General features: G+C 59.1%; 12 protein-coding genes. All 12 read left to right on the forward strand.

Translation table 11 applies throughout. The features are described from left to right. Positions 1 to 2: 2 nt before the first annotated feature. The 12 genes from mnmA (at position 3) to nuoF (ending at position 13202) form a co-directional block, all read left to right on the forward strand. Positions 3 to 1136, forward strand: a complete 1134-nt coding sequence (gene mnmA, locus LOY55_RS20015; RefSeq protein ID WP_046032483.1) for a tRNA 2-thiouridine(34) synthase MnmA — start codon at positions 3 to 5, stop codon at positions 1134 to 1136. Next, positions 1133 to 1756, forward strand: coding sequence for a high frequency lysogenization protein HflD (hflD, locus tag LOY55_RS20020; protein WP_046032484.1), 624 nt, complete (start codon positions 1133 to 1135; stop codon positions 1754 to 1756). Before mnmA ends, hflD begins: the two co-directional genes overlap by 4 nt. A gap of 124 nt (positions 1757 to 1880) precedes the next feature. Next, complete coding sequence (gene purB / locus LOY55_RS20025; protein WP_109786599.1) at positions 1881 to 3251, forward strand: adenylosuccinate lyase; 1371 nt, start codon at positions 1881 to 1883, stop codon at positions 3249 to 3251. Between the two features lie 86 nt (positions 3252 to 3337). Further along, positions 3338 to 4507 (forward strand): cupin domain-containing protein, encoded by a 1170-nt coding sequence (locus LOY55_RS20030; RefSeq protein ID WP_046032486.1) that lies wholly within the window; start codon positions 3338 to 3340, stop codon positions 4505 to 4507. Further along, positions 4500 to 4925, forward strand: a complete 426-nt coding sequence (locus LOY55_RS20035) for a GNAT family N-acetyltransferase (RefSeq protein ID WP_046032487.1) — start codon at positions 4500 to 4502, stop codon at positions 4923 to 4925. The genes LOY55_RS20030 and LOY55_RS20035 overlap by 8 nt, the downstream gene beginning before the upstream one ends. 216 nt (positions 4926 to 5141) lie before the next feature. Beyond that, positions 5142 to 5903: a secretin N-terminal domain-containing protein gene (locus LOY55_RS20040; RefSeq protein ID WP_223522553.1), complete on the forward strand. Its 762-nt coding sequence runs from the start codon at positions 5142 to 5144 to the stop codon at positions 5901 to 5903. Between the two features lie 475 nt (positions 5904 to 6378). Beyond that, a complete protein-coding gene (gene aceA, locus LOY55_RS20045) occupies positions 6379 to 7704 on the forward strand; it encodes an isocitrate lyase (RefSeq protein ID WP_008032724.1) in 1326 nt (441 codons plus the stop codon). Between the two features lie 689 nt (positions 7705 to 8393). Beyond that, positions 8394 to 8807: an NADH-quinone oxidoreductase subunit A gene (locus LOY55_RS20050; RefSeq protein WP_003223812.1), complete on the forward strand. Its 414-nt coding sequence runs from the start codon at positions 8394 to 8396 to the stop codon at positions 8805 to 8807. 10 nt (positions 8808 to 8817) lie between these two features. Beyond that, on the forward strand, positions 8818 to 9492 hold the full coding sequence (locus tag LOY55_RS20055; RefSeq protein WP_007946424.1) for an NADH-quinone oxidoreductase subunit B family protein: 675 nt from the start codon (positions 8818 to 8820) through the stop codon (positions 9490 to 9492). A 73-nt stretch (positions 9493 to 9565) separates the two neighbouring features. Continuing rightward, entirely contained in the window at positions 9566 to 11350 is a 1785-nt protein-coding gene (gene nuoC, locus LOY55_RS20060; RefSeq protein ID WP_223522552.1) for an NADH-quinone oxidoreductase subunit C/D, read from the forward strand. A gap of 2 nt (positions 11351 to 11352) precedes the next feature. Further along, complete coding sequence (nuoE, locus tag LOY55_RS20065; RefSeq protein ID WP_008020715.1) at positions 11353 to 11850, forward strand: NADH-quinone oxidoreductase subunit NuoE; 498 nt, start codon at positions 11353 to 11355, stop codon at positions 11848 to 11850. Further along, positions 11847 to 13202 carry an NADH-quinone oxidoreductase subunit NuoF gene (gene nuoF, locus LOY55_RS20070; RefSeq protein ID WP_046032490.1) on the forward strand — a complete coding sequence of 452 codons (1356 nt, stop codon included), beginning with the start codon at positions 11847 to 11849 and terminating at the stop codon, positions 13200 to 13202. Before nuoE ends, nuoF begins: the two co-directional genes overlap by 4 nt. Positions 13203 to 13338 lie beyond the last annotated feature (136 nt).

The following is a 13338-nucleotide window of genomic DNA, read 5'->3' on the forward strand; positions in this document are numbered from 1 at the left end:
CTATGCGTGATCCAGCCCCTTCTGACACACAAAAGAAGCGCGTCATTGTCGGTATGTCCGGCGGCGTGGACTCTTCCGTTTCCGCCCTCCTGCTGATCGAGCAGGGCTACGAGGTGGAAGGCCTGTTCATGAAGAACTGGGAAGAAGACGATGGAACGGAATACTGCACCGCCATGGACGACCTGGCGGATGCCCAGGCCGTGTGCGACAAAATTGGTATCAAGCTGCACACCGCCAACTTCGCCGCCGAGTACTGGGACAACGTGTTTGAGCACTTTCTGGCCGAATACAAGGCCGGCCGCACGCCAAACCCGGACATCCTGTGCAACCGTGAGATCAAGTTCAAGGCGTTCCTCGACTACGCCATGATGCTCGGTGCCGACCTGATTGCTACCGGCCACTACGTGCGCCGCCGCGATATCGACGGCCGCACCGAACTGCTCAAGGGCCTGGACGCGAACAAGGACCAGAGCTACTTCCTGCACGCCGTGGGCGGTGAACAGATTGCCAAGACCCTGTTCCCGGTCGGCGAACTGGAAAAACCCGAAGTACGCGCAATTGCCGAGAAATACGAGCTGGCGACCGCGAAGAAAAAGGACTCCACCGGCATCTGCTTTATCGGCGAACGCCGCTTCAGCGACTTCCTCAAGCAGTACCTGCCCGCGCAGCCTGGCGAGATCAAGACCACCGAAGGCGAAGTCATCGGCCGCCACCACGGGTTGATGTACCACACCATCGGTCAGCGCCAGGGCCTGGGCATCGGCGGCTTGAAAGACGCCAGTGACGAGCCATGGTACGTGCTGATCAAAGACCTGGAACACAACGAGCTTATTGTTGGCCAGGGCAATGACCACCCTTACCTGTTTTCCCGCGCCCTGCTCGCTTCGGACATCTATTGGGTCAACCCGATTGATTTGACCGAACCGCGCAAGTTGACCGCCAAGGTCCGCTACCGCCAAAGCGATCAGCCTTGCACGCTGGAGAAAACCGCCACCGGCTACCGCGCGACCTTCGATGACCCGCAGCGTGCGGTCACTCCAGGCCAGTCCGTGGTGTTCTATGACGGTGAAATCTGCCTCGGCGGTGGCGTGATCGAAATTGCAGAGCCGTGGACCAGCAAAGGCCAGCCTCAATGAGCCCGACCCAGGAGCAACTGACGGCACTGGGCGGCGTGTTTCTCGCCGCCGTCCTCGTCGACAAGATTGCCAAGAGCGGCCAGACCTCTGAAGCCGGCCTGACCTGCATGCTCGGCAGCCTGCTGATTCGCGACCCCAAGGACACGCTGGAAGTCTACGGCGGCGACGACCTCAACCTGCGCGAAGGTTATCGCGCACTGATCGGCGCCCTGGAGCGCGACCCGAGCGCCCTGCAACGCGAACCGTTGCGTTACGCGCTGGCGATGCTGGGGCTGGAGCGCCAGCTGGCCAAACGTGGCGACATGCTGGACGCGATCGGCAAGCGCTTGCCGCAGATTCAATCCCAGGTCGAACACTTCGGCCCCGCTCATGAAAACGTGATCGCCGCGTGCGGCGCGTTGTATCAGGACACTTTGAGCACACTGCGCCAACGCATCCAGGTCCATGGCGACATGCGCAACCTGCAGCAACCGAGCAACGCCTCGAAGATCCGCGCCCTGTTGCTGGCCGGTATTCGTTCGGCGCGCTTGTGGCGACAGTTGGGCGGTCACCGCTGGCAGCTGGTGATCAGCCGCCGCAAATTGCTCAAAGAGCTTTACCCGTTGATGCGTAACGAATAACTCGCATCGGCAGACCTTTACACCGAGTTACGCGTAATACGCCGGTCAGTTGGCGACGGACCGGCGGATTTTTTCATGTATGATACGCGCCCCATTTCGTTGCCCGACTGTCCGAGAACACCCCATGCAGCTTTCTTCGCTCACTGCGGTTTCCCCTGTTGACGGCCGCTACGCCGGCAAAACCCAGGCCCTGCGCCCAATTTTCAGCGAATACGGCCTGATCCGTGCTCGCGTTCTGGTTGAAGTGCGCTGGCTCCAGCGCCTGGCCGCTCATCCTGCCATCAGCGAAGTACCGGCGTTCTCCGCCGAAGCCAACGCTGTACTGAACACCCTGGCGGAAAACTTTTCTCTGGAGCACGCCGAGCGTGTCAAAGAGATCGAGCGCACCACCAACCATGACGTTAAAGCCATCGAATACCTGCTCAAAGAGCAAGCGGCCAAGCTGCCAGAACTGGCTGCCGTCAGCGAATTCATCCACTTTGCCTGCACCAGCGAGGACATCAACAACCTGTCCCACGCCCTGATGCTGCGCGAAGGCCGTGATGACGTGATGCTGCCGCTGATGCGTCAGACCGCCGAAGCCATCCGCGAACTGGCCATCCGTTTTGCCGACGTGCCAATGTTGTCGCGCACCCACGGTCAACCGGCTTCACCGACCACCCTGGGCAAAGAGCTGGCGAACGTGGTGTACCGCCTGGAGCGTCAAATTGCTCAGGTCGCTGCCGTTCCGCTGTTGGGCAAGATCAACGGCGCTGTCGGCAACTACAACGCTCACCTGTCGGCCTACCCTGAGATCAACTGGGAAGAAAACGCCCGCGCTTTCATCGAAGACGAGCTGGGCCTGGGTTTCAACCCGTACACCACGCAGATCGAACCGCACGACTACATTGCCGAGCTGTTTGACGCCATCGCGCGCTTCAACACCATCCTGATCGACTTCGACCGCGACATCTGGGGCTACATCTCCCTGGGTTATTTCAAACAGCGCACCATCGCTGGCGAAATCGGTTCGTCGACCATGCCGCACAAGGTCAACCCGATCGACTTCGAAAACTCCGAAGGCAACCTGGGCATCGCCAACGCACTGTTCCAGCACCTGGCGAGCAAGCTGCCAATCTCCCGCTGGCAGCGCGACCTGACCGACTCCACCGTGCTGCGCAACCTCGGTGTCGGCTTCGCCCACAGCGTGATCGCGTACGAAGCCAGCCTCAAAGGCATCAGCAAGCTGGAGCTCAATGCCCAGAAGATCGCTGCCGACCTGGACGCTTGCTGGGAAGTATTGGCCGAGCCGATCCAGACCGTAATGCGCCGCTACAACATCGAAAACCCGTACGAAAAACTGAAAGAACTGACCCGCGGCAAGGGCATCAGCCCTGAAGCGTTGCAGACTTTCATCGACGGCCTGGACATGCCAGCCGCCGCCAAGGCCGAGCTGAAATTGCTCACCCCGGCGAACTACATCGGTAACGCTGTAGAGCAAGCCAAACGCATCTGATTGACCGCTTGCCCCGCTTGAGACGCCCGGCAGCGCCGGGCGTTTTTATTCCTGCCTCAAAAGTGCTTTTTTTCAATAGGTTACACATGAATCCTGACATTCCTCTTCAACTTCTGGGCGGTATCACGGCACGCGAGTTCCTGCGCGACTACTGGCAGAAAAAACCGCTGCTGATCCGCCAGGCGATTCCTGATTTCGAAAGCCCGATCGACGCCGACGAACTGGCCGGCCTGGCGCTGGAAGAAGAAGTCGAATCGCGCCTGGTGATCGAGCACGGCGAGCACCCTTGGGAATTGCGTCGCGGCCCGTTTGCCGAAGACGAGTTCAGCAAACTGCCGGAACGCGAGTGGACCCTGCTGGTTCAAGCGGTGGATCAGTTTGTGCCTGAAGTGAGCGAGCTGCTGGAACACTTCCGCTTTCTGCCGAGCTGGCGCGTTGACGACGTGATGATCAGTTTCGCCGCCCCAGGTGGCAGCGTCGGTCCACACTTCGACAACTACGACGTATTCCTGCTGCAAGGCCATGGCAAGCGCAACTGGAAAATCGGCCAGATGTGCGATTCCGAGAGCCCGCTGCTGCAACACGCCGACCTGCGCATCCTGGCGGAATTCGAAGAGACCGCTGAATGGGTCCTGGAACCGGGCGACATGCTGTATCTGCCGCCACGCCTGGCCCACTGCGGCGTGGCTGTCGATGATTGCATGACGTATTCCGTGGGTTTCCGTGCGCCGAGCGCCGCTGAAGTGTTGACCCACTTCACCGACTTCCTCAGCCAGTTCCTGACCGACGAAGAGCGTTACACCGACGCCGACGCCCTGCCAGCGGTTGATCCTCACCAGATCCAGCATGACGCTCTTGATCGCCTCAAAAGCCTGCTGGCCGAGCACATGAGCGACGAGCGTCTGCTGCTGACCTGGTTTGGCCAGTACATGACCGAGCCGCGCTATCCAGAACTGGTGGTCGGCCCGGAAGAGATCGAAGAAGACGACCTGCTCGCCAGCCTGGAGCAAGGTGCCGTACTGATCCGCAACCCAAGTGCGCGCCTGGCCTGGTCCGAAGTCGATGACGACCTGCTGCTGTTTGCCAGCGGCCAAAGCCGTTACCTGCCAGGCAAGCTGCGCGAACTGCTGAAGTTGATTTGCGCTGCCGACGCACTGCACATCGACAACCTCGGCGCGTGGCTGACCGATGAAGACGGTCGTGGCCTGCTGTGCGAACTGATCAAGCAAGGCAGCCTGGGGTTTGCTGATGAATAAAATTCACGTACGTGTCGCAGACTGGCAGAAGGATATCGCCGAGATCCGGCGCATTCGTGAGACGGTGTTCATCGCCGAGCAATCCGTTCCACCTGAGCTGGAATGGGATGCTGATGACGCAACCGCGGTGCATTTCCTGGCCTTCGAAGGCGACTTTCCGATAGGCACCGCCCGCCTGCTGCCCGATGGGCACATTGGCCGGGTCTCGGTACTCAAGGACTGGCGCGGCTTGAAGGTCGGCGATGCACTGATGCAAGCGGTGATCGGCGAAGCCGAAAAACGTGGGCTGAAGCAGCAAATGCTCAGCGCACAAGTGCAAGCCACGGCGTTCTATGAGCGCCTGGGTTTCAGCATGGTCAGCGAGGAGTTCCTGGAAGCCGGGATTCCGCATGTGGACATGGTGCGGCACTCCGCGTGAGACCGAAGCGCTGCCATCGCGGGCAAGCCCGGCTCCTACAGATTCAGCGCGATACCTGCAGGAGCCGAGCTTGCTGGCGATGAGGCCCGCAAGAACACACAAAACGCCCCACCATCTTCGGATGTCGGGGCGTTTTGCTGTCTAAAATTCAACTTGCCCCACGCCGGGCCGACAAACTGGCACTATCAACACTTCAAGATGTCGGAGATAACGGATATGTCCCTACGCACCCTGCTCACCACCTTGCTGTTGGCTTGCAGTTTTTCGGCCATGGCGGCCACCGAGATCGTGCCGCTGAGCTTCCGTACCAGTGCTGACATGCTGCCCATGGCGCAGGATTTCATTGGCAAGGAAGGACAGGTCAGCGCCTACGGCAATCAACTGATCATCAATGCCGATCAACGCAAAATCGACGAACTTAAAGCGCTGATCGCACAACTTGATACCCAGCCCAAACGCCTGCTGATCACCGTCGACACCAATGAAAACAACTTCCAGGGCGATCAGGGCTACTCGGTAAACGGCGCCAAGCCGAGCCAGACCCGAATCATCAATCACAGCACTGACAGCCGTGACGGCGGCATCCAACAGGTCCAGGCCAGCGAAGGCACCCCCGCACTGATTCAGGTGGGCCAGAGCGTTCCACTCATCAGCTCGCAAACCGACTCCTACGGTGATTTGCGCAGCCAGACCGAATACCGCAACGTCACTCAAGGCTTCTACGTCACCGCCAGCGTCACCGGCGACATCGTTCACCTGGCAATCAGCACAAACCGTGACCGCATGAGCCAGGAACGGCCCGATGTAGTGAACGTGCAAAGTACCGACACAACTGTCACCGGACGCCTCGGTGAGTGGATCCTGCTGGCCGGGATGAACGGCCAGACCCAGGCCGACAAACAGGCCATGACCCGCAGCTACTCAACCCAGAGTCGCAACGACATGACTTTGCGGGTAAAAGTCGACACCTTGGACTAAAGCACCAATAACTGACTGATTAGTCTTATTAGACCAAAGATGTAGTGCTTGAAAAAAAGCACTACAAAACGTTTGACGATCGAAAAAAGCAAAGGCATGATGGCCTCGCTCCCGCTAATCAGAGGCCCTGGCAAGGGCCTTCGAGGCGATGCTCGCACCTACCCCGCGAGCCGCTTCGTGTCTGTACCGCCCACAAGGTGTGTTTGACGAGGTTGCCGACTGGAACGAAGTTGTCCCGAGGGACGGAAGCGTAATTAGGTAACCCGGCTACTCACTGTAGTTCGCACCAAGGCCCACGATGCCCGAATGCGCTCGCCAGCTCGCCCTTACCTGCTCACTTCCCCTCGAGCCCATCGTTCATCCCGTCGCCACCCCCGCCAAATCCGACTTGACCGCCAAAGCTTCTGGTCAGCGCGCAGCATGAATTTTCCACAGCAGCACAACTTTCCGTAAAGACGCGACGAGGTTTATCTCCATGGCACTGACACGCGAACAGCAAATTGCAGCCCTCGAAAAAGACTGGGCTGAAAACCCACGCTGGAAAGGCGTGACACGCGCTTACTCCGCTGCTGACGTCGTCCGCCTGCGTGGCTCGGTTCAACCTGAGCACACCTTTGCAAAACTGGGCGCCGAGAAGCTCTGGAACCTGGTTACCCAGGGTGCCAAGCCGTCCTTCCGCCCTGAGAAAGATTTCGTTAACTGCATGGGCGCCCTGACCGGCGGCCAGGCTGTACAACAAGTTAAAGCCGGTATCCAGGCGATCTACCTGTCGGGCTGGCAGGTTGCGGCGGACAACAACTCCGCTGAATCGATGTACCCGGATCAGTCGCTGTACCCGGTGGATTCGGTTCCAACCGTGGTCAAGCGCATCAACAACTCGTTCCGTCGTGCTGACCAGATCCAGTGGAAAGCCGGCAAAGGCCCGGGCGACGAAGGCTACATCGACTACTTCGCTCCGATCGTAGCTGACGCCGAAGCCGGTTTCGGCGGCGTACTGAACGCTTACGAGCTGATGAAGAGCATGATCGAAGCAGGCGCCGCCGGCGTTCACTTCGAAGACCAACTGGCTTCGGTGAAAAAATGCGGCCACATGGGCGGCAAGGTACTGGTTCCTACCCAGGAAGCCGTACAGAAGCTGACCGCTGCTCGCCTGGCCGCTGACGTTGCCGGTACTCCGACCATCATTCTGGCCCGTACCGACGCTAACGCAGCTGACCTGCTGACTTCCGATTGCGACCCGTACGACCAGCCGTTCGTCACTGGCGAACGTACCCAGGAAGGCTTCTACAAAGTGCGCGCCGGTCTGGACCAGGCCATCGCTCGCGGCCTGGCTTACGCTCCGTACGCCGACCTGATCTGGTGCGAAACCGCCAAGCCAGACCTGGACGAGGCTCGTCGCTTCGCTGAAGCGATCAAAAAGGAATACCCGGACCAACTGCTGTCGTACAACTGCTCGCCTTCCTTCAACTGGAAGAAAAACCTGGACGACGCGACCATCGCCAAGTTCCAGCGCGAACTGTCCGCCATGGGTTACAAGCACCAGTTCATCACCCTGGCCGGCATTCACAACATGTGGCACAGCATGTTCAACCTGGCGCACGACTACGCCCGCAACGACATGACTGCCTACGTGAAGCTGCAAGAGCAAGAGTTCGCTGACGCTGCCAAGGGTTACACCTTCGTGGCTCACCAGCAGGAAGTGGGCACCGGCTACTTCGACGACATGACCACCGTGATTCAGGGCGGCTCGTCTTCGGTAACCGCACTGACCGGTTCGACTGAAGAAGAACAGTTCCACTGATCTGCTTCACCTGAACAAGTGGCCGCTGCGGACCGAGTAAAAAGCTAACCGCAACGCTGCACATCTGACGCCCCGACTGGTTCGGGGCGTTTTTTTGCCTGTGATTTGTAGGCCATCACAACCCTGTAGCAGCTGCCGAAGGCTGCGTTCGAGGACGAAGTCCTCGCGAAACCATCCACCGTGTTGTGCCTGTTTCACCGTGCACTCGGGTTTTACGACTGCTGCGCAGTCGAACGCAGCCTTCGGCAGCTGCTACAGGGATCGTGCACGCCGGATTTTGTGCGGAAAATCATTGATCCTGAGCATTTTCCCGATTAGGAAAACAGGGTAAAACAACCCCGCTCGCTACTTGCAGTAACGCGCATATAAGGCAACTTCCTGATCGCCTACTCGCTAAACTGTTTAAAAATCACTGCAAACAATATTGATTATCATTTAGCCGCAGCTATGTTCGTTACGCGCTGCGCAAAACATAATTAATGAAATCCCGGCTAATGCCCGAAGCGCATGGGCTGCGGGGCTTTGGAGGTGCGCTATGTCCTTATTCCTATAAATAATTTCGCTATAGGAATTTTACTTGCTGGGTGTTTAGCCATAAAATCAGCGGGATTGATTGCTGCGACATATCGTCACTGCGTTGTTACTTTTTTAAGCTCAGAGACCTTTGCTCTCTGTTAAGGATTACCAGCATGCCCGAAGCGACAGGACTCATGGCCCACAACTGGGGCTTTGCCATTTTCCTTCTGGGCGTCGTCGGCCTTTGCGCCTTCATGCTCGGCGTTTCCAGCCTCCTCGGGTCAAAAGCCTGGGGCCGCAGCAAAAACGAACCGTTCGAATCCGGCATGCTGCCTACAGGTGGCGCCCGTCTGCGGCTCTCAGCCAAATTCTATCTGGTCGCGATGCTCTTCGTGATCTTCGATATCGAAGCCCTCTTTCTCTTTGCATGGTCTGTGTCCGTCCGCGAAAGCGGCTGGACCGGATTCGTCGAAGCTCTCGTTTTCATAGCAATTCTGTTGGCAGGCCTTGTCTACCTATTCCGAGTGGGCGCCCTTGACTGGGCTCCGGAAGCTCGTCGTAAGCGACAAGCGAAGCTGAAACAATGAGGCTTTGGCAATGCAATACAATCTCACCAGGATCGACCCCGATGCTCCTAACGAGCAGTATCCGATTGGCGAACGGGAAACCGTTTCCGATCCGTTAGAAGATCAAGTCCACAAAAACATTTTCATGGGCAAGCTCGAAGACGTGCTTAACGGCACGATCAACTGGGGGCGCAAGAACTCCCTGTGGCCGTATAACTTCGGTCTTTCGTGCTGCTACGTGGAAATGACCACCGCCTTCACGGCGCCCCACGACATCGCGCGCTTTGGCGCCGAGGTTATCCGGGCATCGCCGCGTCAGGCGGATTTCATGGTTATCGCCGGTACCTGCTTCATCAAGATGGCGCCGATCATTCAGCGTCTCTACGAGCAAATGCTCGAACCTAAATGGGTTATCTCCATGGGTTCGTGCGCCAACTCCGGTGGCATGTACGACATCTACTCCGTCGTTCAAGGGGTGGACAAGTTCCTGCCCGTGGACGTCTACGTGCCTGGCTGCCCGCCCCGCCCTGAAGCTTTTCTGCAAGGTTTGATGCTCTTGCAAGAGTCGATTGGACAGGAGCGTCGTCCGCTTTCCTGGGTCGTTGGTGATCAAGGCGTGTATCGCGCCGAGATGCCTTCCGAAAAGGAAAAGCGCCGCGAACAGCGAATCGCAGTCACCAACCTGCGCAGCCCCGACGAAGTCTGATCCAGATCTGCTTCTTTCTATAGAACGAGAACCTGGCTTCATTCTTTACGTTGACCGAAAGCGATAAATAACCATGACTACAGGCAGTGCTCTGTACATCCCGCCTTACAAGGCAGACGACCAGGATGTGGTCGTCGAACTGAACAACCATTTTGGCCCGGAGGCGTTCACCGCCCAACCTACCCGCACCGGCATGCCGGTGCTTTGGGTTGCGCGTGCCAAACTCGTCGAAGTCCTGACATTCCTGCGTAACCTGCCCAAGCCGTACGTCATGCTCTATGACCTGCACGGCGTGGACGAGCGTCTGCGCACCAAGCGTCAAGGGCTGCCAAGTGGCGCCGACTTCACTGTGTTCTACCACTTGATGTCGATCGAACGTAATAGTGACGTAATGATCAAGGTCGCCTTGTCCGAGGGCGACCTCAACGTGCCGACCGTGACCGGTCTGTGGCCGAACGCCAACTGGTACGAGCGTGAAGTGTGGGACATGTACGGCATCAACTTTGCCGGTCACCCGCACCTGACCCGCATCATGATGCCGCCGACCTGGGAAGGTCACCCGCTGCGCAAGGACTTCCCGGCCCGTGCCACCGAGTTCGACCCGTTCACCCTGAACCTGGCCAAGCAACAGCTTGAGGAAGAAGCCGCGCGCTTCAAGCCTGAAGACTGGGGCATGAAGCGTTCCGGTGCGAACGAGGACTACATGTTCCTCAACCTCGGTCCCAACCACCCTTCCGCGCACGGTGCGTTCCGCATCATCCTGCAGCTGGACGGTGAAGAGATCGTCGACTGCGTGCCGGACGTCGGTTACCACCACCGTGGTGCCGAGAAAATGGCCGAGCGTCAGTCCTGGCATAGTTTCATCCCGTACACCGACCGTATCGACTACCTCGGCGGCGTGATGAACAACCTGCCGTACGTGCTCTCGGTCGAGAAGCTGGCCGGCATCAAGGTGCCCGAGAAGGTCGACGTCATCCGCATCATGATGGCCGAGTTCTTCCGTATCACCAGCCACCTGCTGTTCCTGGGGACTTACATCCAGGACGTCGGCGCCATGACCCCGGTGTTCTTCACGTTCACCGACCGTCAGAAGGCGTACACGGTGATCGAAGCCATTACCGGTTTCCGTCTGCACCCGGCCTGGTACCGCATTGGTGGCGTCGCTCACGACCTGCCGCGCGGCTGGGAAAAACTGGTGAAAGACTTCGTCGAGTGGATGCCAAAGCGACTGGACGAATACCAGAAAGCCGCCCTGGACAACAGCATCCTGCGTGGCCGGACCATCGGCGTCGCCGCCTACAACACCAAGGAAGCCCTGGAATGGGGCGTCACCGGTGCCGGCCTGCGTTCGACCGGTTGCGACTTCGACCTGCGTAAAGCTCGTCCATACTCCGGTTACGAAAACTTCGAATTCGAAGTGCCGCTGGCGGCCAACGGCGATGCCTACGACCGCTGCATTGTGCGCGTCGAAGAAATGCGCCAGAGCATCAAGATCATCGAGCAGTGCATGCGCAACATGCCGGAAGGCCCGTACAAGGCGGATCACCCGCTGACCACGCCGCCGCCGAAAGAGCGCACGCTGCAACACATCGAGACCCTGATCACGCACTTCCTGCAAGTTTCGTGGGGCCCGGTCATGCCGGCCAACGAATCCTTCCAGATGATCGAAGCGACCAAGGGCATCAACAGTTATTACCTGACGAGCGATGGCGGCACCATGAGCTACCGCACCCGGATTCGTACCCCAAGCTTCCCGCACCTGCAGCAGATCCCTTCGGTGATCAAAGGCAGCATGGTCGCGGACTTGATTGCGTACCTGGGTAGTATCGATTTCGTTATGGCCGACGTGGACCGCTAAGCATGAACAGCACGCTTATCCAGACAGACCGTTTCACCTTGAGTGAAACCGAGCGCTCGGCCATCGAGCACGAGCTGCATCACTACGAAGACCCGCGCGCGGCGTCGATCGAAGCCCTGAAGATCGTCCAGAAGGAACGTGGCTGGGTGCCGGACGGCGCCTTGTACGCCATCGGCGAGATCCTCGGCATTCCGGCCAGCGACGTTGAAGGCGTGGCTACGTTCTATAGCCAGATCTTCCGTCAGCCAGTGGGCCGTCACATCATTCGCGTCTGCGACAGCATGGTCTGCTACATCGGCGGCCACGAGTCCGTGGTCAGCGAAATCCAGAGCAAGCTGGGCATCGGCCTGGGTCAGACCACCGCCGACGGTCGTTTCACCCTGCTGCCGGTCTGCTGCCTCGGCAACTGCGACAAGGCGCCGGCGTTGATGATCGACGACGACACTTTCGGTGATGTGCAGCCTGCCGGCGTTGCCAAATTGCTCGAGGGCTACGTATGACCCTGACTTCCTTCGGTCCTGCCAACCGCATCAAGCGTTCGGCCGAGACTCACCCGTTGACCTGGCGTCTGCGTGACGACGGCGAAGCCGTGTGGCTCGACGAGTACCAGGCCAAGAACGGTTACGCCGCAGCGCGCAAGGCCTTCGCCGACATGGCTCAGGACGATATCGTCCAGACCGTGAAAGACTCCGGCCTCAAAGGTCGCGGCGGTGCAGGCTTCCCCACTGGCGTGAAGTGGGGCCTGATGCCCAAAGACGAATCCATCAACATCCGTTACCTGCTGTGCAACGCGGATGAAATGGAACCGAACACCTGGAAAGACCGCATGCTGATGGAGCAACTGCCCCATCTGCTGATCGAAGGCATGCTGATCAGTGCTCGCGCGCTGAAAACCTACCGTGGCTACATCTTCCTGCGTGGCGAGTACACCACCGCCGCCAAGCACCTGAACCGTGCCGTGGAAGAAGCCAAGGCAGCAGGCCTTTTGGGCAAGAACATCCTGGGCAGCGGCTTCGATTTCGAGCTGTTCGTCCACACCGGTGCCGGGCGTTACATCTGCGGTGAAGAAACCGCACTGATCAACTCCCTCGAAGGCCGCCGCGCCAACCCACGCTCCAAGCCGCCCTTCCCTGCCGCCGTTGGCGTGTGGGGCAAGCCGACGTGCGTGAACAACGTCGAGACCCTGTGCAACGTGCCGGCGATCATTGCCGACGGCGTGGACTGGTACAAATCGTTGGCCCGCGAAGGCAGTGAAGACATGGGCACCAAGCTCATGGGCTTCTCCGGCAAGGTCAAGAACCCGGGCCTGTGGGAATTGCCGTTCGGCGTCACCGGTCGCGAGTTGTTCGAAGACTACGCCGGCGGCATGCGCGACGGTTACAAGCTCAAGGCCTGGCAGCCAGGCGGCGCCGGTACCGGTTTCCTGTTGCCGGAACACCTGGACGCACAAATGTACGCCGGCGGCATCGCCAAGGTGGGCACCCGTATGGGTACTGGCCTGGCCATGGCGGTCGACGACAGCGTCAATATGGTTTCCCTGCTGCGCAACATGGAAGAGTTCTTCTCCCGCGAATCCTGCGGCTTCTGCACCCCCTGCCGTGATGGTTTGCCGTGGAGCGTCAAGCTCCTGCGTGCGATCGAGAACGGTGAAGGGCAAGCCGGCGACATCGAGACTCTGCTGGGTCTGGTCGGTTTCCTCGGCCCAGGCAAGACCTTCTGTGCTCACGCACCGGGCGCCGTGGAGCCGTTGGGCAGCGCAATCAAATACTTCCGCCATGAGTTCGAAGCCGGCATCGCGCCTGTCAGCGCCGTCGTCCCGCCTCTGGCAAGGCCGATCGTAGTCGGCGCTTAACGCTTAAAAAAGGCGAACGGTCCGTGCCGTTCGCCTTCTCGTGTGATGACGCCTTGAACGGCTGTGTTGATTCACGCGAATAACAAGATTCCATTAGCCACGCCCGCTGACACCGGGCCAACGAAGAACTTTGAAC

Origin of the sequence: Pseudomonas sp. B21-040 (assembly GCF_024748695.1) — a bacterium.
Taxonomy (GTDB): domain Bacteria; phylum Pseudomonadota; class Gammaproteobacteria; order Pseudomonadales; family Pseudomonadaceae; genus Aquipseudomonas.

Coding starts and splice junctions, on each gene's coding strand:
- mnmA (WP_046032483.1), top strand. CDS start 3: ATGCGTGATCCAGCCCCTTCTGACACACAAAAGAAGCGCGTCATTGTC.
- hflD (WP_046032484.1), top strand. CDS start 1,133: ATGAGCCCGACCCAGGAGCAACTGACGGCACTGGGCGGCGTGTTTCTC.
- purB (WP_109786599.1), top strand. CDS start 1,881: ATGCAGCTTTCTTCGCTCACTGCGGTTTCCCCTGTTGACGGCCGCTAC.
- LOY55_RS20030 (WP_046032486.1), top strand. CDS start 3,338: ATGAATCCTGACATTCCTCTTCAACTTCTGGGCGGTATCACGGCACGC.
- LOY55_RS20035 (WP_046032487.1), top strand. CDS start 4,500: ATGAATAAAATTCACGTACGTGTCGCAGACTGGCAGAAGGATATCGCC.
- LOY55_RS20040 (WP_223522553.1), top strand. CDS start 5,142: ATGTCCCTACGCACCCTGCTCACCACCTTGCTGTTGGCTTGCAGTTTT.
- aceA (WP_008032724.1), top strand. CDS start 6,379: ATGGCACTGACACGCGAACAGCAAATTGCAGCCCTCGAAAAAGACTGG.
- LOY55_RS20050 (WP_003223812.1), top strand. CDS start 8,394: ATGCCCGAAGCGACAGGACTCATGGCCCACAACTGGGGCTTTGCCATT.
- LOY55_RS20055 (WP_007946424.1), top strand. CDS start 8,818: ATGCAATACAATCTCACCAGGATCGACCCCGATGCTCCTAACGAGCAG.
- nuoC (WP_223522552.1), top strand. CDS start 9,566: ATGACTACAGGCAGTGCTCTGTACATCCCGCCTTACAAGGCAGACGAC.
- nuoE (WP_008020715.1), top strand. CDS start 11,353: ATGAACAGCACGCTTATCCAGACAGACCGTTTCACCTTGAGTGAAACC.
- nuoF (WP_046032490.1), top strand. CDS start 11,847: ATGACCCTGACTTCCTTCGGTCCTGCCAACCGCATCAAGCGTTCGGCC.